This is a genomic window from Rhizobium sp. JAB6, from assembly GCF_003024605.1.
Taxonomy (GTDB): domain Bacteria; phylum Pseudomonadota; class Alphaproteobacteria; order Rhizobiales; family Rhizobiaceae; genus Rhizobium.
In genome coordinates this window covers 53,649-80,107 of the sequence record NZ_PYJQ01000009.1, presented here as the reverse complement: position 1 = coordinate 80,107, position 26,459 = coordinate 53,649, and the positions used below count along the sequence as shown (strand labels likewise).

29 protein-coding genes are annotated in these 26,459 nt (G+C 59.8%); 14 read left to right on the top strand and 15 right to left on the bottom strand.

Annotated features, from left to right (window positions below; translation table 11 throughout):
* The first annotated feature begins 121 nt into the window (after positions 1-121).
* The 5 genes from C7U61_RS10435 to C7U61_RS10415 all read left to right on the top strand — a co-directional run bounded on the left by C7U61_RS10435 (position 122) and on the right by C7U61_RS10415 (position 5,090).
* A complete protein-coding gene (locus C7U61_RS10435) occupies positions 122-964 on the top strand; it encodes an RNA methyltransferase (RefSeq protein WP_106998024.1) in 843 nt (280 codons plus the stop codon).
* Entirely contained in the window at positions 945-1,745 is an 801-nt protein-coding gene (gene murI, locus C7U61_RS10430; RefSeq protein ID WP_106998023.1) for a glutamate racemase, read from the top strand. The genes C7U61_RS10435 and murI overlap by 20 nt, the downstream gene beginning before the upstream one ends.
* A 2-nt stretch (positions 1,746-1,747) precedes the next feature.
* Positions 1,748-2,212, top strand: coding sequence for a GNAT family N-acetyltransferase (locus tag C7U61_RS10425; RefSeq protein WP_106998022.1), 465 nt, complete (start codon positions 1,748-1,750; stop codon positions 2,210-2,212).
* A gap of 84 nt (positions 2,213-2,296) precedes the next feature.
* On the top strand, positions 2,297-3,442 hold the full coding sequence (locus C7U61_RS10420; protein WP_106998021.1) for an alpha-hydroxy acid oxidase: 1,146 nt from the start codon (positions 2,297-2,299) through the stop codon (positions 3,440-3,442).
* 130 nt (positions 3,443-3,572) lie between these two features.
* Positions 3,573-5,090 carry an ATP-binding protein gene (locus C7U61_RS10415; protein WP_106998020.1) on the top strand — a complete coding sequence of 506 codons (1,518 nt, stop codon included), beginning with the start codon at positions 3,573-3,575 and terminating at the stop codon, positions 5,088-5,090.
* Between the two features lie 7 nt (positions 5,091-5,097).
* On the opposite strand, the gene C7U61_RS10410 is transcribed toward C7U61_RS10415, so the two are convergent.
* The gene (locus tag C7U61_RS10410) at positions 5,098-5,538 is read right to left on the bottom strand and encodes a TA system VapC family ribonuclease toxin (RefSeq protein ID WP_106998019.1); all 441 of its coding nucleotides are present in this window, start codon (positions 5,536-5,538) and stop codon (positions 5,098-5,100) included.
* A complete protein-coding gene (locus C7U61_RS10405; protein ID WP_106999048.1) occupies positions 5,535-5,762 on the bottom strand; it encodes a CopG family transcriptional regulator in 228 nt (75 codons plus the stop codon). The genes C7U61_RS10410 and C7U61_RS10405 overlap by 4 nt, the downstream gene beginning before the upstream one ends.
* A gap of 282 nt (positions 5,763-6,044) precedes the next feature.
* Here C7U61_RS10405 and rpsD point away from each other — a divergent pair, with 282 nt between their 5' ends.
* From rpsD to C7U61_RS10375, 6 genes are all read left to right on the top strand, one after another.
* Positions 6,045-6,662, top strand: coding sequence for a 30S ribosomal protein S4 (gene rpsD / locus C7U61_RS10400; RefSeq protein WP_069613020.1), 618 nt, complete (start codon positions 6,045-6,047; stop codon positions 6,660-6,662).
* A gap of 72 nt (positions 6,663-6,734) precedes the next feature.
* Complete coding sequence (locus tag C7U61_RS10395) at positions 6,735-7,664, top strand: glutaminase (protein ID WP_106998018.1); 930 nt, start codon at positions 6,735-6,737, stop codon at positions 7,662-7,664.
* A gap of 60 nt (positions 7,665-7,724) precedes the next feature.
* Positions 7,725-8,612, top strand: a complete 888-nt coding sequence (gene ttcA / locus C7U61_RS10390) for a tRNA 2-thiocytidine(32) synthetase TtcA (RefSeq protein WP_106998017.1) — start codon at positions 7,725-7,727, stop codon at positions 8,610-8,612.
* Between the two features lie 73 nt (positions 8,613-8,685).
* A complete protein-coding gene (locus C7U61_RS10385; protein ID WP_106998016.1) occupies positions 8,686-9,513 on the top strand; it encodes an inositol monophosphatase family protein in 828 nt (275 codons plus the stop codon).
* 16 nt (positions 9,514-9,529) lie between these two features.
* On the top strand, positions 9,530-10,354 hold the full coding sequence (locus tag C7U61_RS10380) for an inositol monophosphatase family protein (RefSeq protein WP_106998015.1): 825 nt from the start codon (positions 9,530-9,532) through the stop codon (positions 10,352-10,354).
* 116 nt (positions 10,355-10,470) lie between these two features.
* A complete protein-coding gene (locus C7U61_RS10375; protein ID WP_106998014.1) occupies positions 10,471-11,400 on the top strand; it encodes an adenylate/guanylate cyclase domain-containing protein in 930 nt (309 codons plus the stop codon).
* 18 nt (positions 11,401-11,418) lie between these two features.
* On the opposite strand, the gene C7U61_RS10370 is transcribed toward C7U61_RS10375, so the two are convergent.
* The 3 genes from C7U61_RS10370 to grxD all read right to left on the bottom strand — a co-directional run bounded on the left by C7U61_RS10370 (position 11,419) and on the right by grxD (position 14,435).
* Positions 11,419-12,714 carry a multidrug effflux MFS transporter gene (locus tag C7U61_RS10370; RefSeq protein WP_106998013.1) on the bottom strand — a complete coding sequence of 432 codons (1,296 nt, stop codon included), beginning with the start codon at positions 12,712-12,714 and terminating at the stop codon, positions 11,419-11,421.
* Positions 12,715-12,727: 13 nt separating this feature from the next.
* Entirely contained in the window at positions 12,728-13,960 is a 1,233-nt protein-coding gene (locus tag C7U61_RS10365; RefSeq protein WP_106998012.1) for a multidrug effflux MFS transporter, read from the bottom strand.
* A 139-nt stretch (positions 13,961-14,099) separates the two neighbouring features.
* Complete coding sequence (gene grxD / locus C7U61_RS10360; RefSeq protein ID WP_015340050.1) at positions 14,100-14,435, bottom strand: Grx4 family monothiol glutaredoxin; 336 nt, start codon at positions 14,433-14,435, stop codon at positions 14,100-14,102.
* Positions 14,436-15,332: 897 nt separating this feature from the next.
* Here grxD and C7U61_RS10350 point away from each other — a divergent pair.
* A complete protein-coding gene (locus C7U61_RS10350) occupies positions 15,333-16,532 on the top strand; it encodes a hypothetical protein (protein WP_106999047.1) in 1,200 nt (399 codons plus the stop codon).
* On the opposite strand, the gene C7U61_RS10345 is transcribed toward C7U61_RS10350, so the two are convergent.
* From C7U61_RS10345 to C7U61_RS10330, 4 genes are all read right to left on the bottom strand, one after another.
* Positions 16,518-16,751, bottom strand: coding sequence for a BolA family transcriptional regulator (locus C7U61_RS10345; protein WP_004108912.1), 234 nt, complete (start codon positions 16,749-16,751; stop codon positions 16,518-16,520). The two genes, C7U61_RS10350 and C7U61_RS10345, sit on opposite strands and share 15 nt — an antisense overlap.
* Before the next feature lie 14 nt (positions 16,752-16,765).
* Positions 16,766-18,997, bottom strand: a complete 2,232-nt coding sequence (purL, locus tag C7U61_RS10340) for a phosphoribosylformylglycinamidine synthase subunit PurL (RefSeq protein ID WP_106998010.1) — start codon at positions 18,995-18,997, stop codon at positions 16,766-16,768.
* Positions 18,998-19,168: 171 nt separating this feature from the next.
* Positions 19,169-19,777: an acyloxyacyl hydrolase gene (locus tag C7U61_RS10335; RefSeq protein WP_181315831.1), complete on the bottom strand. Its 609-nt coding sequence runs from the start codon at positions 19,775-19,777 to the stop codon at positions 19,169-19,171.
* Between the two features lie 122 nt (positions 19,778-19,899).
* Positions 19,900-21,318 carry a PLP-dependent aminotransferase family protein gene (locus C7U61_RS10330; protein WP_106998009.1) on the bottom strand — a complete coding sequence of 473 codons (1,419 nt, stop codon included), beginning with the start codon at positions 21,316-21,318 and terminating at the stop codon, positions 19,900-19,902.
* A gap of 42 nt (positions 21,319-21,360) precedes the next feature.
* On the opposite strand from C7U61_RS10330, the gene C7U61_RS10325 reads away from it, so the two are divergent.
* Complete coding sequence (locus tag C7U61_RS10325; protein WP_245410782.1) at positions 21,361-21,669, top strand: DUF1127 domain-containing protein; 309 nt, start codon at positions 21,361-21,363, stop codon at positions 21,667-21,669.
* A 13-nt stretch (positions 21,670-21,682) separates the two neighbouring features.
* Here the strand turns inward: C7U61_RS10325 and C7U61_RS10320 are convergent, their stop codons facing one another.
* The 6 genes from C7U61_RS10320 to C7U61_RS10295 all read right to left on the bottom strand — a co-directional run bounded on the left by C7U61_RS10320 (position 21,683) and on the right by C7U61_RS10295 (position 25,434).
* Complete coding sequence (locus tag C7U61_RS10320; RefSeq protein ID WP_106999045.1) at positions 21,683-22,216, bottom strand: AAA family ATPase; 534 nt, start codon at positions 22,214-22,216, stop codon at positions 21,683-21,685.
* An 81-nt stretch (positions 22,217-22,297) separates the two neighbouring features.
* Positions 22,298-22,705, bottom strand: a complete 408-nt coding sequence (locus tag C7U61_RS10315) for a hypothetical protein (RefSeq protein WP_106998007.1) — start codon at positions 22,703-22,705, stop codon at positions 22,298-22,300.
* 110 nt (positions 22,706-22,815) lie between these two features.
* Positions 22,816-23,487, bottom strand: coding sequence for a phosphoribosylformylglycinamidine synthase subunit PurQ (gene purQ, locus C7U61_RS10310; protein WP_106998006.1), 672 nt, complete (start codon positions 23,485-23,487; stop codon positions 22,816-22,818).
* Between the two features lie 102 nt (positions 23,488-23,589).
* Positions 23,590-23,832: a phosphoribosylformylglycinamidine synthase subunit PurS gene (purS, locus tag C7U61_RS10305; protein ID WP_106998005.1), complete on the bottom strand. Its 243-nt coding sequence runs from the start codon at positions 23,830-23,832 to the stop codon at positions 23,590-23,592.
* Positions 23,833-23,849: 17 nt separating this feature from the next.
* Complete coding sequence (gene purC / locus C7U61_RS10300; protein ID WP_069613005.1) at positions 23,850-24,614, bottom strand: phosphoribosylaminoimidazolesuccinocarboxamide synthase; 765 nt, start codon at positions 24,612-24,614, stop codon at positions 23,850-23,852.
* A 265-nt stretch (positions 24,615-24,879) separates the two neighbouring features.
* Positions 24,880-25,434: an alpha/beta hydrolase gene (locus C7U61_RS10295; protein WP_106999044.1), complete on the bottom strand. Its 555-nt coding sequence runs from the start codon at positions 25,432-25,434 to the stop codon at positions 24,880-24,882.
* A gap of 168 nt (positions 25,435-25,602) precedes the next feature.
* On the opposite strand from C7U61_RS10295, the gene C7U61_RS10290 reads away from it, so the two are divergent.
* Complete coding sequence (locus tag C7U61_RS10290) at positions 25,603-26,403, top strand: DUF2189 domain-containing protein (RefSeq protein ID WP_106998004.1); 801 nt, start codon at positions 25,603-25,605, stop codon at positions 26,401-26,403.
* The last annotated feature ends 56 nt before the right edge of the window (positions 26,404-26,459 follow it).

Genomic DNA, 26,459 nt, shown 5'->3' with positions numbered 1-26,459 from the left:
GTCTCGCTATTGCGGCTCCGGAATCGGGAAATAGAGCATGATGTCGTCCGAAAACCGCTCACACTTTTCGGCACCATGCTCGAATTGGCGCGATTGAGCGCGCGCGGAGATTTTAGGCGTCATGGCAGGTACGAACAGCGAGCGTCAACTTCTGGCCGAAGGGCCGGCCATCATTCTGGTCGAGCCTCAGATGGGTGAGAATATCGGCATGGTGGCGCGCGCTATGGCGAATTTCGGGCTTGCCGAGTTGCGTCTTGTCAATCCCCGCGACGGCTGGCCGAACGAGAGGGCGCAGGCGACGGCCTCCAAGGCGGATCACATCATCGAAGCGACGAAGGTCTACGAAACGCTGGAACAGGCAATCGCGGATCTCAATTTCGTCTATGCGACGACCGCGCGTGAGCGGGATGGCTATAAGCCGGTGCGTTCGCCCGTCGTTGCGGCTGAGACCCTTCGCGTCAAATTCAAGGCGGGCGAGGGCACCGGCATTCTCTTCGGCAGGGAGCGCTGGGGCCTGACGAACGAGGAAGTGGCTCTGGCGGACGAAATCGTCACCTTTCCCGTCAATCCCGCCTTTGCTTCATTGAACATCGCGCAGGCCGTGCTCCTGATGTCCTATGAATGGATGAAATCGGGCATGGAAGATCTGGGTGCCGTGCCGTTCCAGGCGATCGAGCAGCGGCCTTCGACGAAGGAGCAGCTTTTCGGCCTTTTCGACCAGCTCGAGGAGGCGCTGGATGCACGCAATTATTTCCATCCCGCCGGGAAAAAGCCGAAAATGGTCGACAATCTCCGGGCTGTCCTCTCGCGCCGGGCGTTTACCGAACAGGAAATCAGCGTCTTGCGCGGGGTGATCTCGTCTCTCGACCGTTTCTCGCGGAAGTCTCCGCGCGGCAGCGGCTCGCATCCCAGATCCGCTAAAATCCCCAAGGAAGCCTCAAGCGATGACAGCAGCGGCGAATGAGCTGAAACCGGTCCTTGTCTTCGATTCAGGGATCGGCGGTTTGACCGTGCTGCGCGAAGCCCGCGTGCTGATGCCGGAGCGCGGTTTCATTTATATCGCCGACGATGCCGGCTTTCCCTATGGGAGTTGGGAGGAAGCGGCGCTGAAGGAGCGCATCGTCGAACTCTTCGCAAAGCTGCTCGCGCAATATGATCCGGAAGTCTGCATCATCGCCTGCAACACGGCCTTCACGCTGGCGGGTGCTGCTCTGCGTACTGCCTTTCCGCAGATGACGTTCGTGGGTACCGTGCCGGCGATCAAGCCGGCCGCGGAACGCACGCGTTCGGGGCTCGTGTCGGTTCTGGCGACGCCGGGCACCGTCAAGCGTGCCTATACGCGCGACCTGATCCAGTCCTTCGCCACGCAATGCCATGTCCGGCTCGTCGGATCGCAGAATCTTGCTCGACTTGCCGAGGCCTATATTCGTGGCGACGCCGTGACCGATGAGGCCGTGTTGACGGAGATCGATCAATGCTTTGTCGAAATGGATGGCCGCAAGACCGATATCGTCGTGCTCGCCTGTACGCATTACCCCTTCATGGCCAATATCTTCCGCAGGCTCGCGCCCTGGCCGGTGGATTGGCTCGATCCGGCTGAAGCCATCGCAAGGCGCGCCCGCAGCCTGGTGCCGCAAGTGGCCGATGCCGTCCATCCCGATGATTTTGATTTTGCGGTCTTTACCTCCGGGGCACCGGATTTCCCCACGCGCCGGCTGATGCAGGGCTTTGGGCTCAGGGCTTGATCATGAAAGACAAGGTTTTGCTGCGGAAACTCGATCTCGCGGATATGCCGGCTGCCGCCGCCGTCCATCGCGCTTCCTTCAACGAACGGCTGCCGACGCTTGCCGGGCTTCATACGCCGGAAGAGGATGTCGGCTTTTGGAGCGCGGTCGTTTATAGGGATTGCCAGATCTGGGGTGCGGAAGAAGGAGGTCGTCTGGTCGGTGTCATCGCCTTTCTCGATCATTGGATCGATCAGCTCTACGTCCTGCCCGAGGCACAAGGGCGCGGCATCGGCAGCCGCCTTCTGGATGTTGCCAAGTCGGCCTATCCGGCGCTATCGCTCTGGACATTCCAGAGAAATGAGCCGGCGCGCCGCTTTTACGAAAAGCATGGCTTCTTCGTGGTTGACGAGTCGGATGGGGCGGGCAATGAGGAAAAAGAGCCGGATGTGCTTTACAAATGGGAAGCACGCTTGCACCGGTTGTGATTCAGGGTCCGGGCGGCAACGGAATATTGGAAGGTCGGTATTTGATGTCTTTTGAGAGTGATTGCAGTGTGGTCGAGGCAAGCCATGCGTCTGCGTGAATGCCATAACTTCCATGATTTTCGTCTTCTTGCGAAGAAGCGTCTTCCCGGCCCGATCTTCAACTATATCGATGGCGCAGCCGACGACGAAGTAACGCTGCGGCGAAACACGTCGAGCTTCGAAAGCTGCGATCTCGTTCCCAACGTCCTGCGTGGGGTCAGCGAGATCGACATGTCTGTCACCGTCATGGGACAAAAGCTCGCGACGCCCTTCTATTGCTCGCCGACGGCGCTGCAGCGGCTATTCCATCACCAGGGCGAAAATGCAGTTGCAGCCGCCGCCTCCTCGCTTGGCACGATGTTCGGCGTTTCCTCGCTCGGCACCGTCAGCCTTGAGGAAATCCGCAAGAAACATTCCGGGCCGCAGGTCTATCAGTTCTATTTCCACAAAGACCGTGGCCTGAACCGTGCGATGATGGAGCGGGCGAAGGAGGCCGGCGTCAATGTGATGATGCTGACCGTCGACAGCATTACCGGCGGCAATCGTGAGCGCGATCTTCGCACCGGATTTTCGATCCCGTTCAAGCTCAATCTTGCGGGCATCACCCAGTTCGCCATTAAACCTGGCTGGGCTCTCAACTATGTAACGCATGAGAAATTCCGCCTGCCGCAGCTCGACGAGCATGTCGACATGAGTGGCGGTGCCATGTCGATCGGCAAGTATTTCACTGAGATGCTCGATCCGTCGATGAACTGGAACGACGTCGCCGAGATGGTGAAGCATTGGAACGGGCAGTTCTGCCTCAAGGGCATCATGTCGGTCGAGGACGCCAAGCGTGCTGTCGACATCGGATGTACCGGCATCGTGCTGTCGAACCATGGCGGGCGGCAGCTGGACGGCTCGCGTTCGGCATTCGATCAACTGGCGGAGATCGTTGATGCCGTCGGCCCTCGCATCGATGTCATGATGGATGGCGGCGTGCAGCGCGGCACGCATGTGCTGAAGGCGCTTTCGCTCGGCGCCAAGGCGGTCGGCCTAGGCCGCTTCTATCTCTATCCGCTGGCCGCTGCCGGCCAGGCGGGCGTGGAGCGGGCGCTGAGGCATCTGCGCACCGAAGTCGAACGCGACATGAAGCTGATGGGCTGCACGTCCGTCAGCCAGCTGTCGCGGGCCAATCTGCGCTTCAGATAGGTCTCGCAATCGCCTGTGGGTTTTTTCAATCCACGGGCGCGAAGCTTGCAAATCTTTGCTAGACGGAGGCGCGTCCTTTCAGAAAGATGGGACGTATCCGCGTTTGATTCTTGCTCATAGGGGAAGTGCATTGCAGGTCGGCATCGACATGGGAACGGCGTCCGGCGGGACCAGCGCCCAGCTCGATATCGAGGAGCTGCTGGCAACCCGTCTCTTGGTGCAGGGAAATTCCGGCTCCGGAAAATCGCACCTCCTGCGGCGGCTGCTGGAGCAATCGGCGCAATGGGTGCAGCAGGTCATCATCGATCCCGAAGGCGATTTCGTCACGCTGGCTGACAAGTTCGGTCATGTCGTCGTCGATGGCGAGCGCACCGAGGCAGAGCTCGCCGGTATCGCCAACCGTATCCGCCAGCATCGCGTCTCCTGCGTGCTGACGCTGGAAGGGCTCGATATCGAGCAGCAGATGCGCGCTGCTGCCGCCTTTCTGAACGGCATGTTCGATGCCGATCGCGAATTTTGGTATCCGGTGCTCGTTGTGGTCGACGAGGCGCAGATGTTTGCGCCCTCGGTCGGCGGTGACGTCTCGGAAGATGCGCGCAAGATGTCGCTCGGCGCCATGACCAACTTGATGTGCCGCGGCCGAAAGCGCGGCCTTGCCGGCGTCATCGCGACGCAGCGTCTGGCGAAGCTCGCCAAGAACGTTGCGGCTGAGGCCTCCAACTTCCTGATGGGCCGCACCTTTCTCGATATCGACATGGCGCGTGCTGCCGATCTGCTCGGCATGGATCGCAGGCAGGCGGAAATGTTCCGCGACCTGAAGCGCGGCAATTTCGTCGCCCTCGGGCCGGCGCTCTCGCGTCGTCCGCTGCCGATCACCATCGGCGCGGTGGAAACCTCGGCGCGCTCTTCCAGCCCGAAGCTGATGCCGTTGCCGGATGCGCCGCAGGATGTCGAGGATCTGATCTTCACGCCGGACCCGGAAGAATTTGCGCGGCCCGTTGTCCGCCGCAGCACGCCGGCGCCGCGCCCGACCACCGATATTTTGGCCGAGCTTTCCCGCTCCGTGCCGGCGGCGAGCCCGGCACCTTCCGAGCCGAAAGTCAGCCAGCCGGAACTATCGAGCGAGGATCGTGAGGCGAGGGTGAGCGCGGTACTCTCCGAAATCCTCGACGACCCGGCCTCGGGCTTCCGTACCGATTCCGTGCTTTATCAGGAGTTTCTTGTACGCTTGCGCATGCGCCGCGTTCCGGGTGCCCCCATGAGCCTCTCCGAATTCCGTCGCCGTGTGGCGATCGCGCGCTCCGGTGCGGACGAGGAGGTCATGGCGACGGATCAATGGGCAACCGCACTCTCGTTGTCTGCCAGTGTCACCGATGACCTGCAGGGCGTCTTCCTGATGCTCGCCAAGGCCGCGATCAGCGGCGAGCCATGCCCTTCCGACGCCCGCATCGCTCGCGCCTACGGCACCCATTCGGCCAGACGCGCGCGGCGACTGCTAAGCTATTTCGAAGAACAGGGCAGCGTTGTCGTTCACACGGATTTCTCCGGCAAGCGCATCGTCGCTTTCCCGGACATGGGGTCCCAAACAGCGCCCGGCGATGCCAATGCGCCCGATCTGGATGGTGGCGAGCAGGCGGCGGCGGAATAGCTGCGAACTACTGATTGCCGGCGATGATATGTAGCGCCGCTTTTCCATTCTTGACGGCTGCAGCCGACAGGCGCCGATCAAGCGTTGCCAGCTGGCCGTTGTGAAATTTTGCAAGTGCCAACAAATAGGTGTCGGTGATTTGGCCGGGTGTGAGAAGCCGGGTCGAGTCCACTAAACTTTCATCTAACAAGCTGACGTCATCGGCCCAGAATTGATGACCCGGCAGACCGCGAAGCTGCGAGACCAGAAGAGCCACAGCGGAGGGAGGCCCGGGAGAATTTGGGTAGTTCGACTGGCTGAGAATCCTGACGACGCCGTTTTCCGTCAGCGGACAGGTTGCCCAGCTATCGCTGCCTAACGAATGAAACCAGTCATGGGCAATATCATGTGCTACATGGGAGGGATCGAACAGAGCAATCAGAACATTGATGTCCAGCAGAAATGTCATGGAAGCTCGTCACGAAGCTTGTTGACGAGATCAAGCGTGACGGGCGGATTGCCGGGCTTGGGTGTCAGTAGCGGGATACCATTGCGCTCCTTTAGTGCTTGCGGACGATTGAGCGATCGGCGAGCCAAATCGGAAATGACATCGCCGACGCTTCGACGCTGCTGCTCCGCCATCGTCTTGGCGGCTGCAAGCACATCGTCATCGATTGCAAGAGTTGTCCGCATGGTCACACCTTGATTGCGCATCAATCATCACGCATCAGATATAGCATCTGCTGCCACATTCTCAACCTTGGACGCGCGACGCTGTTGACATTTTCATGACGACCCCTTACAGACCGCGCCAACGCCGGGCAGAAATGTCCGGTGTTTCATTTGACATGTCCCGTGGCTTCGTCCGTTCGCTAACGTGAGAAGCCTGTCAGAGCTCGAAAACGGAGTTCAGAGGAGGGCGTGTTTCCTTCGCGGTTCGGCAACGAGCCGCCATAACACTTGAAAGGAAATGCGATGAGCAAGCGCGAATCGTCCAAGTACAAAATTGACCGCCGTATGGGCGAAAACATCTGGGGCCGTCCGAAGTCCCCGGTTAACCGTCGCGAATACGGTCCGGGCCAGCACGGCCAGCGCCGCAAGGGCAAGCTTTCCGACTTCGGCGTGCAGCTGCGCGCCAAGCAGAAGCTGAAGGGCTACTACGGCGACCTGCGTGAAAAGCAGTTCCGCGCCATCTTCGACGAAGCCAACCGCCGCAAGGGCGACACCTCGGAAAACCTGATCGGCCTGCTCGAATCGCGCCTCGACGCGATCGTCTACCGCGCCAAGTTCGTTCCGACCGTCTTCGCTGCCCGTCAGTTCGTCAACCATGGCCACGTCACCGTCAACGGCGTTCGCGTCAACATCGGTTCCTACCGCTGCAAGGCTGGCGACGTGATCGAAGTTCGCGAAAAGTCCAAGCAGCTCGTAACCGTTCTCGAATCGGTTGCCCTGGCTGAACGTGACGTTCCGGACTACATCGAAGTCGATCACAACAAGATGGTTGCGACCTTCGCCCGCGTTCCGGCCCTCGGCGACGTACCCTACGCCGTCGTCATGGAACCGCATCTGGTCGTCGAATTCTATTCGCGTTAATAAGCGGATAACTTTCTTGATGAATGAAAAAGCCGCTCGGTTTGAGCGGCTTTTTTGTCTTTGGAGCGCCTCATGACGGATTTGAAGGCCATTCTCGACGGCATTCATGCGGAGCTTTCGCCGCGCATCGGCGAGGGCAAGGTTGCCGATTATATTCCCGAGCTGGCAAAGGTCGATCCGAAACAGTTCGGCATGGCAATCGCGACAGTCAACGGCGATGTCTACAGCATCGGCGACGCCGGCGTTCCTTTCTCCATCCAGAGTATCTCCAAGGTCTTCATGCTGACCCTGGCGCTTGGCAAAGTCGGTGAGAGCCTCTGGAAGCGTGTAGGTCGCGAACCGTCGGGCACCGCTTTCAATTCCATCGTCCAGCTGGAGCGGGAAGAGGGTATTCCCCGCAATCCCTTCGTCAATGCGGGTGCCATTGCCGTCAGTGATGTCGTACTCGCTGGACATGAGCCGCGCGAGGCGATCGGTGAGCTGCTGCGCTTCGTCCGCTATGTAGCCGACGACGAGACGATCAGCATCGATGACAAGGTGGCGCGTTCGGAGACGCAGACAGGCTTTCGCAATTTCGCGCTCGCCAATTTCATGCGCGCTTATGGCAATATCCACCATCCAGTCGAGCATGTGCTCGGCGTCTACTTCCATCAATGTGCGCTTTCCATGAGCTGCCAACAGCTTGCCAAGGCGGGGCTCTATCTCGCCGCCCGCGGCAGCAACCCGATCACTGGCCATTCCGTCGTCTCGCCGAAGCGGGCGCGGCGCATCAATGCTCTGATGCTGACCTGCGGGCATTATGACGGTTCGGGCGACTTCGCCTATCATGTCGGTCTGCCCGGCAAGAGCGGCGTCGGCGGCGGCATTCTAGCCGTGGCGCCGGGTATCGGCTCGATCGCCGTCTGGTCGCCGGGCTTGAACAAGGTCGGCAATTCGCAGCTCGGTGCTGTCGCGCTGGAGATGTTGGCGGCGCGCACCGGCTGGTCTGTATTCGGCGATTGACACCATGTCTTCTCGTCCCGCTTTCTGCTATCAGCGTGGCGAGATGGAAGGAATGACGGAATGAATATCGCGACAACGGTGAACGACGACATCGATATCGAAGCTGACGATGGCGGTTCTGCCGCGCATCCTATGTTTTCCGATGCGCCGCGTTCGGTCTCCTTCAACAAGCTTCGCAAGCGCCTGTTGCGGCAGGTGCGCCAGGCGATGGAAGACTTCCAGATGCTGAAGGGCCAGAAGCGCTGGCTGGTCGGCCTTTCCGGCGGCAAGGATTCCTACGGTCTGCTGGCGCTGCTCCTCGATCTGAAATGGCGCGGTCTGTTGCCGGTGGAGATCGTCGCCTGCAATCTCGATCAGGGCCAGCCGAACTTTCCGAAGCATATTCTGCCGGAGTATCTGACCAAGATCGGTGTCGCGCATCGCATCGAGTATCGCGACACCTATTCGATCGTGAAGGAGAAGGTGGCGGAGGGGGCAACCTATTGCTCGCTCTGTTCGCGCCTGCGCCGCGGCAACCTCTATCGCATCGCTCGCGAGGAAGGTTGCGACGCGCTGGTGCTCGGCCATCACCGCGAGGATATTCTCGAGACCTTCTTCATGAACTTCTTCCATGGCGGCCGGCTGGCTTCCATGCCGGCCAAGCTGCTCAACGACGAGGGCGACTTGATGCTGTTGCGTCCGCTTGCCTATGCCGCTGAGGATGATCTCGCCAAATTTGCGACAGCCATGCAGTTTCCGATTATCCCTTGCGATCTCTGCGGCTCGCAGGATGGATTGCAGCGCAATGCCATGAAGGACATGCTCGCCGATATCGAGCGGCGCATGCCGGGCCGCAAGGATACGATGCTGCGCGCGCTGGCGCATGTGAACCCATCGCACCTGCTCGATCCCAAGCTGTTCGATTTTGCAGGTTTGATGGCGCAGGGCTCTTCGAGCGGTTCCGCTTAATTTCAGGGCTTTTGCCACACCCATGTCATCGAATCGGGCATAAGAGGAAGCCCTTTCAAAACAGAGGCTTCCTATGAATTTCTCCGATGCTGATTTCGACTACGTGATGACGATCGTTGCCGAGGCGGCGTCAAAGGAAATCATGCAGCGCTTCCGCAATCTGGATGCTGGCGACATATCGGAAAAGACGTCGGCTATCGATCTTGTGACCGAGGCCGATCTTCTGGCCGAGCGGCACATCACCGCGGCGTTGAAGACGCGTTTTCCGAAAGCCGTGATCGTCGGCGAAGAAGCCTATGAGGCCGATAAATCCGTCGTGCCGGCGCTGGCGCATGCCGACTTGGCCTTCACCATCGACCCGGTGGATGGCACATTCAATTTCGCTGCCGGACTGCCGGTTTTCGGGACGATCGTCGCCGTCGTCGCCAATGGCGAGACGATCGCCAGCATCATTCACGATCCTGTGCTTGGCGACACTCTGACTGCCATGAAGGGTGGCGGGACTTTCCTGCGCCGGCAGAGCGGGCAGGCAAGGCGGCTAGCCGTCGCCGGTCCTGCTCCCCTGGCCGGGATGACGGGCGCTATATCCTGGGGGCACATGGATGAACCGGACCGGTCGCGGATCAACGCCAATCTATCGAAGGCCCGCATGGCTTTCTCGCTCAATTGCTCGGCCTACGAATATTGGATGGTCGCCTCGGGCAAGTGGCATTTCATCGGCCATTCCAAATTGATGCCGTGGGATCACCTGGCCGGCGTGCTGGCCCATCAGGAGGCGGGCGGCTATACCGCCAAATTCGATGGTACGCCCTACAGGCCCGGCGAAACGACCGGAGGCATCATTTCTGCGCCGGATGAGGAAAGCTGGCGGATGATCCGCCGCGAAATCATCGGCGCCTGACGCGAAAGGAAAAAGCATGACATCGCTCGTTGACGTTACCACGCTTGCCCATGTGCTGCGCCGCGCGGCGCAGACGGAGATCCTGCCACGTTTTCGCAGGCTCGGCAGCGACGATGTCCGCGCCAAGAGCGAGGCGACGGATCTGGTGACGGAAGCCGACGAGCGGGCCGAGCGCATGATCAAGGCAGAGGTTGCCCGACTCTGGCCCGAGGCGCTGTTTATTGGTGAGGAATCGGTTGCCGCCGATCCATCGCTGCTGAGAAAGCTGCAGGATGCCGATCTCGCCATCATCGTCGATCCTGTTGACGGCACGTTCAATTTCGCCGCGGGGATTCCGGCCTTCGGCGTGATGGCTTCGGTCGTCTCGAAGGGCGAGACCGTTGCCGGCATCATTTTCGACCCGATGGGCGATGACTGGGTGCTGGCGGAGCGGGGAAGCGGCGCATGGCTGCGGCGACCGGATGGCGAGACGCTGCGTTTGAAGGTGGCTCAGTCGGTCCCGCTGGAAGAGTTGGTCGGCATGGCGGCCACCGGCTTTCTGCCGAAGGAAAAGCGCGCCGAAATCATGGGTAATCTCGCCAAGGTGCGCTATACGACCTGCTATCGCTGCGCGGCGCATGAATACCGCACGCTTGCGGGTGGCTATGTGCATTATCTCATGTACAACAAGCTGATGCCCTGGGATCACCTGGCGGGATCGCTGATCTCGGCCGAAGCCGGCGCCTATGTTCGCCGTTTCGACGGTTCGCCCTATCTGCCGCACCATCTTGATGGCGGGCTGCTGATCGCTGCGGACAAGGACACATGGGAACTGCTGCGGCACGAGGTCTTCACTCTCTAACCGCGAGCCGTGTGCAAGGATAGCCGGTAGGGCCCCTTGGAAAGTCACCGCGGCGAGGTTATCTTTGCTCCAACAGGCAAGAGCCTTGGTCGGCGCTTGCCGCGAGGGTGAGGCAGATGTCCGAGACGAGCCGCAAGCTGACCACCATCTTCTGCGCCGATGTGCAGGACTATACGCGCCTCATGGGTAGGGACGAGGAGGGGACGCTTTCGACCCTTCGTCGTTACCGCGATGCGATGAAACGGTTGATCGAAGCGCATGGCGGCCGGGTCATCAACACCTGGGGCGATGGCGTCTTCGCCGAATTTCCGAGCGTGGTTGAAGCCGTGCGGGCTGCGATCGACACGCAGAACGAGCTTGCCGGCTACAATGCCGTAACCGACCCCGACAAGCAGATGCTCTTTCGCATCGGCCTCAATCTCGGTGATGTGATCGCCGATGGCGACGACCTCTATGGTGACGGCGTCAATATTGCCGCCCGGCTGCAGTCGCGCGCTGCGCCGGGCGGTATCGTCATTTCCAACACCGTCTATGACCAGGTCCGTAACAAAGTGGCGGTGGGTTTCGATTTTCTCGGGCAGCTCGAGGTCAAGAATATCGAAGGTGGCGTGCCGAGCTACGCGGTGCGGATCGGCGGCGTGCAGGTTGTCGATACTACTTCCGATTATCAATCTGCCCCGGTGCGGGCTCCTGTGCGGGCCCCGGAAGTAGCGATGCAGGAAGCAGTGCCGCAAGACTGGCGCCGCCGCTACGGTGCTGTCCTAGTCGTGTGCATGGGCCTTGCCGTTCTCAACGGGTTGACCTGGCATGGCGAATTCTGGGCGAAATGGCCGATACTCGCGATCTTGTGGGCCAACGCGTATCGTTACGTGCGTAGCAACCCGCAGATCGATATGGCGATTGCCGGCCTTGTCATCACCGGCATCGGCATCGTAGCGATCAACCTTTTCACTTGGAACGGAACGCCGTGGGCGATGTGGCCGCTCTTTGGGCTTGCGATCGCTGCGGCGGTGCGCTGGGTGAGCCGGCCGCGCAGCGGCGCTTAAGAACGAGAGGCACGACGCTCAGACGTGCCCCATGCCGGGTTCCAGCGCCGGCGTATCGCCGGGATGGGTGAAGAGCTTGCCGCGCTCTGCCCACAGCGTCGCAAGAATCGACAGCACGCCAAATATGGTGAAGCCGGCAAGCAGCGGCTGTGCGGTGCCATCGAACATCTGGCCGACGATGCCGCCGATCAGAACGCCGGCTGTCGTGGAGACCGAACTGGTGATGGCGGCTGCGGTGCCCGCCAGATGCCCCATCGGCTCGAGGCTAATGGCCATGCAGTTGGTGGTGATGACGGCGAACATCATCAGCATGATCGAGATCAGCACGTAAATGAAGGTGAAGCTTGGCTGGCCGAACATGCCGACGGCGTAGCCGATAGCGCCAAGGACTGTGAAGACGATCATGGCCGCATGAGAAATTCGGCGCATGCCGAAGCTGCGGACGAAATAGCCATTGGCGAACTGCGCCACCGCGGTGCCGGCTGCCGTTGCTGCAAAAGCGATCGGAAACGTGTCGCCAAGCCCATAGACCTCGCCGAAGACCTGCTGCACCGAGACGATGTAGGCGCAGATGACGCCGGTATAGAGCGTCAGGCCGATCATGTAGCCACAGGTGATGCGGTTGGTGAGCACAGTCTTGAAGCCGGAAAGAACCGACGAGACCGAGAGCGGCAGGCGCTCTTCGGTGGGCAGCGTCTCCTTCATGCGGAAGAAGGCGACCAGGAAAAGGCCGGCGCTGACGATCCCAAGCAGGATGAAGATCCATTGCCAGTTCGAATAGGCAACGATCATCTGACCAACGAAGGGCGCTACCATCGGCATGATCATGAACACGATCATGACATAGGACATGACGCGGGCCATTTCCCGGCCGCCGAAGCAATCGCGGACGATGGCGAGCGTGGTGATACGAACGGCTGCGGCGCCGACACCCTGGGCGAAGCGCATGGCCAGCAAGGCAAACAGGCTGCCGCTCCAGGCGGCGGCAAACAGGGTCACGGTATAGAAGGCAAGACCGCCAAGCAGAATATACCGCCGGCCATAGGTGTCCGACAGGCTGCCGAAGAAAAGCTGACAGATGCCGAATCCGAGGAAATAGACGCCGATGACGAGCTGGGTGTCGTTGGGATTGGCGACATGCAGCGACTGGCCGATATTCGGCAGCGCCGGCAGCATGCTGTCGATGCCCATGGAAATGCTGGCGGTCATCAGGGCGATCGTGAGGATGAATTCCACGATGCCGAGGCCGATGCGGCTGGAGCCGGACTGCGCCGGCGGCTGGACCGCTGGCTGAGACTGAGGCGGGGTTGTCATTCGAATATGCCTGTCAATGTAAAGCGAGGGACTGATCGGCCGGAGGGGGCGCATTGTGCGGGCGGAAGAGGCGCCCTCTTTCGGCGGCCAGCACGAATACGAGACCGATCAACGAGACGGTGAAGTAGCCGATCACCATCGGGGTCGCCGTGCCGTTGAAATACTGACCGATACCGGCACCGATCGAGGCGCCGCCGACCGTGCTCATGAAGCCGAGCACGGAGGAGGCAGTGCCGGCGACGTGACCGAGCGGCTCCATGGCAAGAGAATTGAAATTCGAACCGATCCAGCCGAACTGGAACATTGCCAGAGCGAAAAACAGCATGAACAGTGGGAAGGGCATTGGTGCTGGGCCATAAAGCTGCACCAGCATCCAAATGAAGGTGATGAAGGAAAAGCCGAGCAATGCCGCATGCGAAAGCCGCCGCATGCCGAAACGGCCGACGAGCTGTGAGTTGATGAAGGAGGATAGCGCCATGAACAGCGCCACGCCGCCAAAGGCGACCGGCGTATACACGCCCAGCCCGTAAATGCCGCTATAGATCTGCTGCGCCGAATTGATGAAGCCGAACAACGCCCCGAACAGGAAGGTGCTGGCAAGGGTGTAACAGAGGGCCACGCGGTTCGTCAGAACCATCCTGAAGCCGGAGGCGACCGACCTGATAGTCAGCGGACGGACATTTTCCAGCTTCAACGTCTCCGGAAGCCGGAAATACATCCAGAGGCCGACGAGCGTTGCCATGGTGCCGATGAAGACGAAAATCATGTGCCAGGTGCTGACGAGCATGATGATCTGACCGCTTCCCGGCGCGATGACCGGAACGATCATGAAGACCATCATAATGAGCGACATTACTTCTGCCATCAGGCGGCCGCCAAATACGTCTCGAACGATGGAAATGGTGATGACACGCGTGGCCGCAGAGCCCAGACCCTGGATAAATCGCAGGGCGAGAAGGCCGGCAAAGGAGGGTATCAGAGCGATGCCGAAAGCGGAGACGACGTAGACGGTGATACCGATCAGGAGGGGCAGGCGCCGGCCAAAGCGATCCGACAGCGGACCGTAGATGAGCTGCGCCGAGCCGAAGCCGATTAGATAGGCCGTCACCACATATTGCCGATGATTCTCGTTCGTCACGCCGAGGCTGGAACCGATCTGCTGCAAAGCGGGGAGCATGATGTCGATGGCGAGCGAATTGGTCGCCATCAGGAAGGCCGCGAGTGCGATGAACTCGCGTTTGCCCATGGGCAGCTGCCCATGGGACATGGCCTGAGATGAAGTCGTCACGGTTTTATTCCCATAAACATGTCAAGGCGCCGCCCGGCGGCAGCGCCCAATTGATCAAATTTAACAATGGAAACCGGACGAGGAGCCCGGTGCCCGGTCAGGCGGCGCCGCGAACGCTGATGCCGTGTTCCTGAAGGTGTTGCTGCAACTCGCCCGCCTGGAACATTTCGCGCACGATATCGCAGCCGCCGATGAATTCGCCCTTCACGTAAAGCTGCGGAATGGTCGGCCAGTTCGAATAGTCCTTAATGCCTTGACGAATCTCGGCATCGGCAAGGACGTTGATGCCTTTATAATCAACGCCGATATAATCGAGGATCTGGACAACCTGTCCTGAGAACCCACACTGCGGGAACTGGGGCGTGCCTTTCATGAAAAGAACGACGTCGTTGTTCTTAACTTCATTGTCGATGAATTCGTGAATGCCGCTCATTGTCCAGTTCCTTTCACATGCGGGGTCAAGGTCCGCAGCGTTACATCTGTCCCTTAAATAGCAAGCAGCCGAAAAGATTTCCAGCCGCAAAACATACGCATCGTCTTTTTCATCGCATGAATGGATTTACGGATACACGGTCATCGGCGGCAATGAAAATGGCCCATTGAATTGATTTTCTGAATAGTGCGTTTTGAAAACGGGCCTTCAACTCCATGCCTGAACAACACACATGAAAGTGAAGCAAGGGACGATTAGTATTAGCCTGCTATTTAATTTACAAACGATCGGTATGTTTGTTAAAGTTTGTCGATTGGTGCGATTTGGCGCGTATCGGTCCCGTGTGAACATTGCAGTCGTATTTTGAGGGAGCGGACACCATGAGCCACCACCATTATTCAGACGGGCAGCTTGGTGAGGAGCGGGAATTTTACAGCTCTGACGACACCAGCGAAGGCGAGCGGGAATATTTCGAGCATGTTCGTACGCCAAGAGCATCGGTCCTGAATAGCACCGTGACCGTAAGCGCCATCGTTCTTATATTGAGCATCGCTTTCGGCTACCGTGCCTCGACCGCCCCGACACAGCAGCCGGCAGCGCCGCCTAGCACCCAAAAAATCATGATTGCTCCACCGGTAGACTCATGTGCCGAGGCCTCTCCATACCCCCGACATGAATGCTGAGTTAGTGCAGTGTCGCGACCGAATGGTACGAGAGCGGCCAGGAATTCTTACGAGCAGCTTCCTTTCCACCTAAGCCATGATCGTAAATACTTGATTCGATATTTCTATTTTCAGCAAATTAGGCTACTCCGCCATGAAAAAGCCGGCAGTCCATGATCATGGCTGTCTTCCGTTTTTTATCAGTGCTATCGGCGCCTCGGGGACAGACTACAATATGAATCCTATCAAGAAGAGGGTGGTTCTCCACTTCCCTGGCTTCGAGCCGCTGGACGCTGCCGCACATCGGGCTCGTTACGAGCGCTCTGCGCGGCAGAGTGCTGCCGCCTGGGATTTCACCGCGTCGGTGGATGAAATAAAGAATTTCGGTCGGGCGCCGTATTTCGACGTCACTGCGACGGCTGCGGACTGGCATTCACAAAGCCGCATTCATATCGTCGATCACAATGATCTGGTCGCCACCCTGAACGGCAGGCCGTTCTTTACGCGGGTGATGCAGGGCTATCTCGCCGCTGCAAAAGTTGCCGCTTCCGGCGGGATGACCGGTTATTTCCGGTACGCATGGCGCTTTGGCCTCTTCTTTATCTTTCCCTTTCTGCTGATGCTTGCGGGACTGATTCTCAGCCTGTCGATCGCGTTTACGCCAATCTTTTTCGGGCTGCCAGCCTGGAGCCATATCGGCAGCATCGCGCTCGCGATCGCCTTCTTCGTCTATGTTTTTCTGCCGCAGGCGGAAAAACTGCATACGCTGCATCTCTTCTCCGATTGGGAGATGGCGGTCGCGATGGCGGGTTTGAACGGAATAGGCGCGGAACAGTGGCTGGAAGCCAGCGCCGCCAGCGTCCGGCAAGCCTTGGAAGAACCCGACGCCGAAGAGTTCGTCATCTCTTCGCATAGCATGGGCTCGTCCGTGGCCGCTCATGTGATCGGCCTCTTGCTGGAGCGTGAGCCGGACCTGCTGCAGGGCAAGCGCGTGGTGTTTGCCACCCTTGGCAGTGCCATCCTGCAATGTGCTCTCATGCGGCCGGCTAACGTGCTGCGCTCACGCGTGGGATTGATCGCACGCTGCAAGGATATCTTCTGGCTCGACGTGCACTGTCTGACCGATGCGATCCATTTTTATAAGGCAAAGGTCGCCGCTGTTTGCGGGCATGAGGATGCCCGGCAGGCCTCGATCCTCTTCGTGCGCTTCAAGCAGATGCTGTCCGAAAAGCACTACAAGAAGATCAAACGGGATCTCCTGCGGGTTCACCGGCAATATGTGCTCGGCCCCGATCTTAGGGCCTTCTTCGATTTCACGCTCATGACAGCCGGTCCGTTGCCGGCCGCGGATTTCGCTGAATTCTCGGTGAAGAGATTGCCGGAGCTGAGCTTCAACTCCGGCGAAGCGGCGCGGGCACTCTCAGTCGGGCGCTGACGTCTGCAGGGCGAGAGCGTGCAGCACGCCGCCCATATTGCCCTTCAGGGCATCATAGACCATCTGATGCTGCTGCACGCGGCTCTTGCCTCGGAAAGCTTCCGCGACAACTTCGGCGGCATAGTGATCGCCATCCCCGGCCAGGTCGCGAATCGTCACCTTGGCGCCGGGAATGCCGGCCTTGATCATGTCTTCGATATCGCCGGGGTTCATTGGCATAAGTGGTACCTCGATTATTCAGCAGCGGCGAGCGCGCCGCCATCCATGAAGGCAGGAAACCACGATTCATGCGCGTCGCGCAACTGTTCAACCGGAAGCGTTAACAGGCCATCGACGACGAGTGCATCGCCGCCGACCGTTCCGAGACGGCGGAAGGGCACACCGGCGCTTTCCGCATTGATGCAGACGAAATCCGCCACATCGGCCGGAACAGCGATGACGTAGCGGGCCTGATCCTCGCCGAAGAGGGCTGCATGCGGCAATGTCTTGCATTCGCCGAGATCGATACGCAGGCCCTTGCCGGATGCCATCGCCATTTCCGCCAGAGCGAGTGCGAGACCGCCGGACGAAATGTCGTGGCAGGCCGTGACCTGACCGTTGCGGATAGCGGAGCGCACGAAATCGCCATTGCGGCGTTCGGCGAAGAGATCGACTTCCGGAGCAGGGCCGTCGGTCGAGCCGATGATATCGCGCAGATAGATCGAGGAGCCGAGATGGCTGCCGTCGACACCGATCATCAAAACGTGGTCACCTTCCGAAGCGGAGCCGATGCGGGCCATGGCCTTCCAATCCGGCAGCAGGCCGACGCCGGCGATGGTCGGGGTCGGCAGGATGGCGACACCATTGGTTTCGTTGTAGAGCGAGACATTGCCCGAGACGATCGGGAAATCCAGTGCGCGGCAGGCTTCGCCGATGCCTTTGATGGCGCCGACGAACTGGCCCATGATTTCGGGCTTTTCCGGATTGCCGAAATTCAGATTGTCGGTCGCGGCCAGCGGCTCGGCGCCGGTTGCCGTGATGTTGCGCCAGCATTCGGCCACCGCCTGCTTGCCGCCTTCGAAGGGATCGGCTTCGACATAACGCGGCGTGACGTCCGAGGAAAAGGCGAGAGCCTTGGTCGGATGGCCCTCGACGCGGACGACGCCGGCGTCGCCTCCGGGAAGCTGCAGCGAGTTGCCCTGGATCAGCGTGTCATATTGTTCGTAGACCCAACGGCGGCTGGACTGGTTGGCGGAGCCGACCAACTTCAGCAGGGTCTGACCGTAGTCTTCCGGCGCAGCGACGAGATCGGCGGGCAGGGCGGCGCGCTTGTCGGATTCCCGCCACGGGCGGTCATATTCGGGAGCCTGGTCGCCGAGATCCTTGATCGGCAGGTTGGCGACTTCTTCGCCCTGATGGATGACGCGGAAACGCAGGTCATCGGTCGTCTTGCCGACAATGGCGAAATCGAGGCCCCATTTGACGAAGATCGCCTTGGCCACGGCTTCCTTTTCCGGCTGCAGCACCATGAGCATGCGCTCCTGGCTTTCCGAGAGCATCATCTCATAGGCCGTCATCTGCTCTTCGCGCACCGGCACCTTGTCGAGATCGAGTTCGATGCCGAGGTCGCCCTTGGCGCCCATTTCGACGGCGGAGCAAGTGAGGCCGGCCGCACCCATGTCCTGGATGGCGATGACCGCACCCGTCTGCATCAGCTCCAGGCAGGCTTCCAGCAGGCATTTCTCTGTGAAGGGGTCGCCAACCTGAACGGTGGGGCGCTTTTCCTCGATCGATTCGTCGAACTCGGCGGACGCCATGGTCGCGCCGCCGACGCCGTCACGGCCGGTCTTGGCGCCGAGATAGACGACGGGGAGGCCGACGCCCTTGGCTTCCGACAGGAAGATGGCGTTGGATTTCGCGAGGCCCGCGGCAAAGGCGTTGACAAGGATGTTGCCGTTGTAGCGCGCATCGAACTCGACTTCGCCGCCGACGGTCGGAACGCCGAAGGAATTGCCGTAACCGCCTACGCCGGCAACGACTCCTGAGACGAGATGGCGGGTCTTCGGATGATCCGGCTCACCGAAGCGCAGCGCGTTCATCGCGGCGACCGGGCGGGCGCCCATGGTGAAGACGTCGCGCAGGATACCGCCGACGCCGGTCGCAGCGCCCTGATACGGCTCGATATAGGAGGGGTGGTTGTGGCTTTCCATCTTGAAGACGACGCAGTCGCCATCATCGATATCGACGACGCCGGCATTCTCACCCGGGCCCTGGATGACGCGCGGTCCCTTGGTCGGCAGGGTGCGCAGCCACTTCTTGGAAGACTTGTAGGAGCAGTGCTCGTTCCACATGGCCGAAAAGATGCCGAGCTCGGTGAAGGTGGGCTCGCGGCCGATCAGATCCAGAATGCGCTGATATTCATCCGGCTTGAGGCCGTGGGCGGCAATCAGTTCCGGGGTGATCTGGATCGAATTGGAAAGGGTCATGGGCGCTCGAGTGTCCTTGCCTGTAAAGGATTGGAAGACCGGTCAGGGATCGGGGTCTCTTTAGCGCAACTCTCCCTGTCGTGCGACAGGAAAATCACCCGCGTTCACAACACGCCGGCGTGGGTGCAGCGGAAATCGGCGATGCGGCCATGGGCGGCCGCTTCGCAAGGATCAGAATTTATAACCGATCATGATGCCGGCGCGCGTCATGCCCCCGTTAGGCCCATCGCAAAGATTGGCATGCGACGAATGCGCGATCTGCGCCATTACGTTCCAATGACTGTCGAAATTATAGCCGAGGCCGGCATATTCATGGAAGAGCAGGCGGCAGCCGAGCATCGGCCCGTGCTCTCGCCAGTCGTCGAGGTTGCCAGTGTGCACCGTGCCGCCGAAGCCGAGTTCGGTGAAGATGCCGTTGCTATGCGTGAGCGTCCAGGAAAGGCCGCCATAGACCTGCGTCGCAGAGCCCGACGTACCGATCGACGTGCCTACATGGATGCGCGGATGGGTCAGTTGATCCTTCCAGTCGGCAGTTGGATTGTAGCCGAACGGATTGAAGAGGACCTGAACGTCCGGGAAGACACCATTTTCGTGCTCGTTGCCGCCTTGGATGGAGCCGCTGGCGCCGAAACGGAGTTCGTCGAAGATTTTGACTTGAGGGGCGGGAGCCGCCGCCACCGTATCGGCAGCGATTGCGGCCGATTGACCCGCGACGAATATCGAACTGACTGTCAGAAAACTCAAAACTAAACGCTTGCTCAAAAAGCCTGCAATAGCCATACGCTCCCCCTAGTGTAGCGGGCGAATCCTCGCTTTCCTTGATAGAACGGTAGTGTGCTAAGTGTCGAGGCGGCGAATGAGTATTTGCGCAAGATGTCTGTCGATAAATTGATAAGGCTTGCTTAAATGTGACTATCGTAACCTGACGAGCCGTTTTCCAACAACCTGCGTAATGTCATGAACCCCGCCGCGACATCTTCTCGCTGTGGCGGCGACGAAAAGGCGACGCGGACGCGGTGATAGACCCTGTCGATTCGGGCGGCCTTGAATTCATCCTCATCATCAATGAGCACGCCTTCGGAGAGGGCGGCGTTCTTGAACGTCCCGGAAAGCCAGGGCTCCGGCAGCTTCAGCCACAGGAATGGCAGATGCGGATGCGAATTGAACTCGAAGCCCGATAATGCCTCGCGCGCCAATTGCTCACGGGCCTTGATCTCTTCGACGGATTTGCGGCGCAGTTCCAGGGCATGGCCGCCGAGCACGAGCCGTGCGCAGGTTTCGGCCAATATGAAAGGCAAACCGCCGGTGGTCATCTTGTGGGTGACTTTGATGCGCTGGGCAAAATGGGGCGGGCAAGCGACCCAGCCGCCGCGCACGCCGGCTGTCACCGATTTCGACAGGCTGCTGACCACGAAAGTCCGCTCCGGCGCGATGGCGGCCATTAATGGGTTCTGGTCGCCGGTCATGCCGCCGTAGAGATCGTCCTCGATCAGCCATACGCTGTGCCGGCGCGCGATGGCGGCAATAGCCCGGCGTCTTGCCTCGGGCATTGTCACCAGCGTGGGATTATGGGCTGTCGGCATCAGGAAGGCGAGGCGCGGATGCTGCTGCTGGCAAAGACGTTCGAAATCCTCCGGGACCATCCCATGCTCGTCCGAGTCTACGAGGATCGAGCGTCTCCCAAGGAGGCGGGCGGCGCGGCTGATCTGCGTATAGGTGAGGTTTTCGAACACGATCTTGTCGCCCGGCGAGGTGACGGCCGATATGACTGCTATGGCGGCGGCATGCGCGCCGAGCGTCGGCACGATCGTCTCGATTGCCGGCTTCCAGCCGTTGCGCGCGAGCCAGATCTGCCCCGCCTGAAACCAACTGGCCGGAAAATTGCGGGAATAGGAGGAGATTTCCGTCTGATGCTCGCTGCTGATATCGGCGAAGAGCTTGCCGATGATCTGACCCTGGCCGATATCGGGCGCGGCGGTCGTGTCGAAGCGGATCTTGGCATCGGGCGTATTCAGGCCACGGGTGCCGGCAAGTGCCTGCGTGATCGGATCGACCGGTTCGATCTGCTTGCCGTTCGAGCGTTCCAGCACATAGGTGCCGCGACCGACTTCACCGGCCACGAGGCCGCGTTCGTGAACGAGGGCATAGGCTCTGCTGACTGTGCCGATGGTCACGCCGATATCATAGGCAAGGTTGCGCTGCGGCGGCAGCTTCGTGCCCGGCGGCAAGACGCCATGCGTAATCGCATTCTCGATGCTGTCGGCGACGCGGATGTAAACCGGGCCCGTTCCGCTTGAAATGTCAGGAAGCCAATTTGTCATAATGACAATTTCCTAGATTGTCTCTGTCCGCGAGTCAAGATTATGACTCAATTTGTATCGTTTGGCTCGATACTCGAGAATTGTCACCATCTTGCGAGAGTGAAAATGGGCACAATAGATACAATCTGCTCGGCTGAGGCGCAAGTTGCGTCCTTGGCAGGTGCAAAGGTCCGGACGGCGGTGCCAAAGCCGCATCCGTTGCGCCGGCTTTGGGCCGTTTATCGGCATTGGCTGGAGAAGCGTGAGAGCCGCTGGGTTCTGCGATATTTGACCGACGATCAACTGAACGACATTGGCCTGACCCGGAACGAGGCGGCAGCCGAAGCAAAGAAGTCGTTTTTCTGGGACTGAACAGGCAGCCGGCCTAATCGAGCTTCAGAATGGAACAAACGAAATCGGCGCGTTCCTCCACGCCGATTTTCGGCAGCACGTGGACTTCATAGCCGAGCGCCGGATAAGCGGTGCTCAGCCGATCGTATTCCGCGACCGCTGCTGTAAAATCATGCCTCCGCTCACGATCGCCGACATAGATCTCCGGCCAGGGCGGCGTCAGGAAGACATGTCTGTTATAGCGATGCAATCGGCCGAGCGAAGTCAGCACACGCTCACCCGTCAGGTGCTCCAGCGCAGATGCGGCATCGATCAATCCCCTGTCGAAGAAGACAGTACCTGGAATTGCCGCTGCTGTCTTGCGATCGGCGAGCGACAGGGCGATCGCCCGGCGCGCGAAGGCCGCTGCATCGACCCAGGGCAAGGCGGAGCCATCGCCTTCCAGTTCCTCGATGACGATGCGTCGCCCCGGCTCTTCGACGGCATTGTGGCCGCGACGCTTGAGCGCCTCCAGCAATGTGGATTTGCCGCCGCCGGAGCAGCCCGAAAGAATGACGAATCTGTCCATGACAATGATCCCCGAGATTGAGGGCACGTCATGCATCAGCTGGGGGGCTGCCGCTAAAGCGGATGGATTTCAGGCCACAGCCTAGCTGCAAGCCTTCGAGCCCCCAGCCCAGCGATTGACGTCGCCCGTGATGCGGCCGCCGGAAGCGCCCGACATCATCGGACCGAAGGCCTGCAGCTGTGCGGGATTGCCTTCCGCTTGCACAACGAGCGACGGCCGGCCGGTCGGATGCTTCTTGTCGACGACGAGGATGCGCGGCCGACCGGTAAAGGAGTTGAGCTCCGGAGCAAGCTGATAACTGGCAAAAGCCGGGTCCGAAGACTTGAACCAGCAGGTATTGGCGTTGAGCATGATGCGTTCCATCGTTGACAGGGCGCTGTGATCGGTCGCGGTGATGCTCGGCGGGCGCGGGCCGCACGAGGTGACCAACAGCCCAAGCATCGCGATGGCAGCGGCGGAGTAAAGTCCTGTCAGAAGGCGAAGACGCATTAATTTCTTTCCAATAAGGCGGTTAGAGCTGGTCTGCCGGGTGGTATTCCGGTGCCCTGCTGTTTGATCCAATAACGCCGATTTTATGGTTGCGGTCGCGACGCGACCTATCAGGCCGCAATCACGCCGAGTGCGGACGCAAACAGACCGCGACCGTCATTGCCGCCATGGGCCGCCTCGATCAGGTTTTCCGGATGGGGCATCATGCCGAGCACATTGCCCTTGGCGTTCATGACGCCGGCAATGTCGTTGACCGAGCCGTTGGGGTTGGTGCCTTCGGCATAGCGGAAGACCACCTGGCCGTTGTCTTCGATCGCCTTCAGCGTCTCGGCATCGGCGAAATAGTTGCCGTCGTGATGGGCGACCGGGCTGCGGATGATCTGGCCCTTGGCATAGGCGGTCGTGAAGTCCGTCTCGGCATTGACGACTTCCAGCTTCACCTCGCGGCAGACGAATTTCAAAGAGGCGTTGCGCATCAGCGCACCCGGCAGCATGCCTGCTTCCAACAGGATCTGGAAGCCGTTGCAGACCCCCAAGACCTTGACGCCCTTGTCGGCCTTGTCCTTGATCGCCTGCATGATAGGCATGCGGGCGGCGATCGCGCCGCAGCGCAGATAATCGCCGTAGGAGAAACCGCCGGGAATGACGATCAGGTCGACATCCGGAATCTCCGTTTCCGTCTGCCAGACCGTTACGGGCGCATGGCCGGAAATCTTGGTCAGCGCCGCGATCATGTCGCGATCGCGATTGAGGCCGGGGAGTTGGACGACTGCTGATTTCATGATGCTGGTCCCGCAAGAGGCTAGGGATGATCGCTGGAAGCGCTTCCAGAGCCATACTCCATTGCTTCAGGCAAAGGAAGGATGGCTCGCGAAAGAGAACGATCAGTCGATCGAAATGCTGAAATTCTCGATGACCGTATTGGCGAGAAGCTTTTCACACATGGCCTTCAGATCGGCTTCGGCCTTGTTCCTGTCGGTGCCTTCCAGTTCCAGATCGAAGACCTTGCCCTGGCGGACCTGATGGACGCCGTCAAAGCCGAGCGCGCCGAGCGCGCCTTCGATTGCCTTGCCCTGCGGATCGAGAACGCCGTTCTTCAGCGTGACGGTTACACGAGCCTTGATCACGATTGTCCTTCCTGAACTTACTTGACGAGAACCGGTCCCGTGCCGCGCACGGGTTCGTTTTCATTGATGATGCCGAGGCGGCGAGCCACTTCGGAATAGGCTTCCAGCAGTCCGCCCATATCGCGGCGGAAGCGGTCCTTATCCATCTTTTCGCGAGTTTCGATGTCCCAGAGACGGCAGCTGTCCGGCGAGATTTCATCGGCGAGGATGATGCGCATCATGTCGCCTTCGAACAGGCGGCCGCATTCGATCTTGAAATCGACGAGCTGGATGCCGACGCCAAGGAAGAGGCCCGTCATGAAATCGTTGACGCGGATGGCAAGCGCCATGATGTCATCGAGTTCTGCCGGATTGGCCCAGCCGAAAGCCGTGATGTGCTCTTCGGAGACCATCGGGTCTTCGAGCGCGTCGGACTTATAATAGAATTCGATAATCGAGCGTGGCAGCACCACGCCTTCCTCGATACCGAGGCGCTTGGCGAGCGAGCCGGCGGCAACATTGCGCACGACGATCTCGAGCGGGATCATCTCCACTTCCTTGATCAGCTGCTCGCGCATGTTGAGGCGGCGGATGAAATGCGTGGGAATGCCGATCTTGTTCAGATGGCTGAAGATATATTCGCAGATACGATTGTTCAGAACACCCTTGCCATCGATGACTTCGTGCTTTTTCTTGTTGAAGGCGGTGGCGTCGTCCTTGAAGAACTGGATCAGCGTGCCCGGCTCAGGCCCCTCGTAAAGGATCTTGGCCTTGCCCTCGTAAATACGGCGGCGACGGTTCATTGGTATTGTTCTCTGTCTTTGGCGCTCATGGGACAGCGCAAGTGGATCGTATGTGGCGTCCCCATAACGGATAAGAAGCGAATTCACAATCCGCCTGCGCCTCCTTCCTCGGAATTCCGGCCTTGGCTGGATGCCGACGCCAGATTCGGGGTCCAGTCATGGACTGTTTTACAGGCTTTTATTTGTCGATGGAATGAAGGCGCCCGGTACTTCACAGGCTAGTGGGCGAGACATTCCTTCTATCCATTATTACTCGTCAATAATACTAGGGCTTTAGCTGGCTGAGAAACTTGGCAAAGACCATCGTGCCCTCAGGCCAGGGGCCGTGGCCGGATTCGGTGTTGATGTGACCGGATTCGCCGGCATCTATCAGCATCGAGCCCCAGCTGCTGGCGATGTCATCAGCATGTTCGTAGCTGCCGAAGGGATCGTTGCGGCTGGCAATCGTGATCGACGGAAAGGGAAGCGGATCACGCGGATAGGGGCCGAACGTCATCAGATGCTTCGGCCGGATGGCCGGATTGGCAACGTCAGGCGGCGCGACGAAGAAAGCGCCTGCGACCTTGTTGCGGAAATGCGGGATCGCATGGATGACGGAGGGAACGCCGAGCGAATGCGCGACAAGCACGACGGGCTTGTCCGCGGCATTCACTTCTTCTGCAATGCGGGCCACCCAATCGTCGCGCACTGGCTTCGACCATTCCGCCTGTTCCACGCGCCGCGCGGTCGAGAGCTTCTGCTCCCAGCGGGTCTGCCAGTGGTCAGGGCCGGAATTCGTATAGCCGGGGATGATCAGGATGTTTGCGTCGGAGGCTTTCATGATTTCGCCGATGTGGAAAAGGGGAGCCCGACTGTCAAGGGAAAAGGCGACAATTGCGGCAAAATTTGCTAGCATTGCCGCTGCCGGTAGCGAATGACGATGTCGGCGACCCGTTTTGCCGCCATCTTGCGCCGCCAGCCGAGCACCACGGTTGAGGAGGAGAGCATTATGACGGCCTTTCACGTCATGGCTGGAGCGGATCACAGTTTTACGCGTCCCGCCATCCGTAAGATCGCTATCGCCGATCTCGTCGATGCCCTGAAAATGGGGCTGGACGATTTCAGCGAAAAGCCATCGCACTACGTCTTCCTGTGCCTGATGTATCCGATTGCCGGCATTGCGCTGGCGATCTGGAGCACCGATCAGAATCTGCTGCCATTGCTGTTTCCGCTGATGTCCGGCTTCGCCCTGCTCGGGCCACTGGCTGCGATCGGCCTCTACGAGATCAGCCGGCGGCGGGAAAAGGGGCTGGATACGTCATGGAGCCATGCGTTCGACGTGCGCTTCTCGCCGGCCTTGCCGTCGATCATCGTAGCCGGCCTCATGCTGTTCGGCCTGTTCATCGTGTGGCTCTTCGTGGCGAGGAATATCTACTTCATCTATTTCGGCGATGGTGTCCCTCCGACGCTCTCATCCTTCGTGTCGAGCGTGCTGACGACGCGCGAGGGCCTGGCGATGATGCTTTGGGGGGATTTGATCGGCTTCCTCTTCGCTCTCGTCGCCCTGACGACCACGGTCGTTACTTTCCAGCTGCTGCTGGACCGTGACGTCGGTGTCGTTGCCGCGATCGATGCGAGTATCCGGGCGACGTTGATCAATCCGGTTCCGATCGCTGTCTGGGGTCTGATCGTGGCGGCGCTGCTTATTGCCGGTACCATCCCGATCTTTGCAGGACTGGCAGTCGTTATGCCGATCCTGGGCCATGCGTCCTGGCATCTCTACCGCAAGCTGATCGTGGCTGAAGATTAAGGGCGACCGGCCTAGGAGGCAGGCCGCTACCGTTGGAACCGCAGGCCGGTTTTCAC

What these genes read in the sequence shown, in the direction of transcription:
- C7U61_RS10435 (WP_106998024.1), top strand. Translation starts at nt 122, where the DNA reads ATGGCAGGTACGAACAGCGAGCGTCAACTTCTGGCCGAAGGGCCGGCC.
- murI (WP_106998023.1), top strand. Translation starts at nt 945, where the DNA reads ATGACAGCAGCGGCGAATGAGCTGAAACCGGTCCTTGTCTTCGATTCA.
- C7U61_RS10425 (WP_106998022.1), top strand. Translation starts at nt 1,748, where the DNA reads ATGAAAGACAAGGTTTTGCTGCGGAAACTCGATCTCGCGGATATGCCG.
- C7U61_RS10420 (WP_106998021.1), top strand. Translation starts at nt 2,297, where the DNA reads ATGCGTCTGCGTGAATGCCATAACTTCCATGATTTTCGTCTTCTTGCG.
- C7U61_RS10410 (WP_106998019.1), bottom strand. Translation starts at nt 5,538, where the DNA reads ATGACATTTCTGCTGGACATCAATGTTCTGATTGCTCTGTTCGATCCC.
- C7U61_RS10405 (WP_106999048.1), bottom strand. Translation starts at nt 5,762, where the DNA reads ATGCGGACAACTCTTGCAATCGATGACGATGTGCTTGCAGCCGCCAAG.
- rpsD (WP_069613020.1), top strand. Translation starts at nt 6,045, where the DNA reads ATGAGCAAGCGCGAATCGTCCAAGTACAAAATTGACCGCCGTATGGGC.
- C7U61_RS10395 (WP_106998018.1), top strand. Translation starts at nt 6,735, where the DNA reads ATGACGGATTTGAAGGCCATTCTCGACGGCATTCATGCGGAGCTTTCG.
- ttcA (WP_106998017.1), top strand. Translation starts at nt 7,725, where the DNA reads ATGAATATCGCGACAACGGTGAACGACGACATCGATATCGAAGCTGAC.
- C7U61_RS10385 (WP_106998016.1), top strand. Translation starts at nt 8,686, where the DNA reads ATGAATTTCTCCGATGCTGATTTCGACTACGTGATGACGATCGTTGCC.
- C7U61_RS10380 (WP_106998015.1), top strand. Translation starts at nt 9,530, where the DNA reads ATGACATCGCTCGTTGACGTTACCACGCTTGCCCATGTGCTGCGCCGC.
- C7U61_RS10375 (WP_106998014.1), top strand. Translation starts at nt 10,471, where the DNA reads ATGTCCGAGACGAGCCGCAAGCTGACCACCATCTTCTGCGCCGATGTG.
- C7U61_RS10370 (WP_106998013.1), bottom strand. Translation starts at nt 12,714, where the DNA reads ATGACAACCCCGCCTCAGTCTCAGCCAGCGGTCCAGCCGCCGGCGCAG.
- C7U61_RS10365 (WP_106998012.1), bottom strand. Translation starts at nt 13,960, where the DNA reads ATGGGCAAACGCGAGTTCATCGCACTCGCGGCCTTCCTGATGGCGACC.
- grxD (WP_015340050.1), bottom strand. Translation starts at nt 14,435, where the DNA reads ATGAGCGGCATTCACGAATTCATCGACAATGAAGTTAAGAACAACGAC.
- C7U61_RS10350 (WP_106999047.1), top strand. Translation starts at nt 15,333, where the DNA reads ATGAATCCTATCAAGAAGAGGGTGGTTCTCCACTTCCCTGGCTTCGAG.
- C7U61_RS10345 (WP_004108912.1), bottom strand. Translation starts at nt 16,751, where the DNA reads ATGCCAATGAACCCCGGCGATATCGAAGACATGATCAAGGCCGGCATT.
- purL (WP_106998010.1), bottom strand. Translation starts at nt 18,997, where the DNA reads ATGACCCTTTCCAATTCGATCCAGATCACCCCGGAACTGATTGCCGCC.
- C7U61_RS10335 (WP_181315831.1), bottom strand. Translation starts at nt 19,777, where the DNA reads ATGGCTATTGCAGGCTTTTTGAGCAAGCGTTTAGTTTTGAGTTTTCTG.
- C7U61_RS10330 (WP_106998009.1), bottom strand. Translation starts at nt 21,318, where the DNA reads ATGACAAATTGGCTTCCTGACATTTCAAGCGGAACGGGCCCGGTTTAC.
- C7U61_RS10325 (WP_245410782.1), top strand. Translation starts at nt 21,361, where the DNA reads ATGACTCAATTTGTATCGTTTGGCTCGATACTCGAGAATTGTCACCAT.
- C7U61_RS10320 (WP_106999045.1), bottom strand. Translation starts at nt 22,216, where the DNA reads ATGGACAGATTCGTCATTCTTTCGGGCTGCTCCGGCGGCGGCAAATCC.
- C7U61_RS10315 (WP_106998007.1), bottom strand. Translation starts at nt 22,705, where the DNA reads ATGCGTCTTCGCCTTCTGACAGGACTTTACTCCGCCGCTGCCATCGCG.
- purQ (WP_106998006.1), bottom strand. Translation starts at nt 23,487, where the DNA reads ATGAAATCAGCAGTCGTCCAACTCCCCGGCCTCAATCGCGATCGCGAC.
- purC (WP_069613005.1), bottom strand. Translation starts at nt 24,614, where the DNA reads ATGAACCGTCGCCGCCGTATTTACGAGGGCAAGGCCAAGATCCTTTAC.
- C7U61_RS10295 (WP_106999044.1), bottom strand. Translation starts at nt 25,434, where the DNA reads ATGAAAGCCTCCGACGCAAACATCCTGATCATCCCCGGCTATACGAAT.
- C7U61_RS10290 (WP_106998004.1), top strand. Translation starts at nt 25,603, where the DNA reads ATGACGGCCTTTCACGTCATGGCTGGAGCGGATCACAGTTTTACGCGT.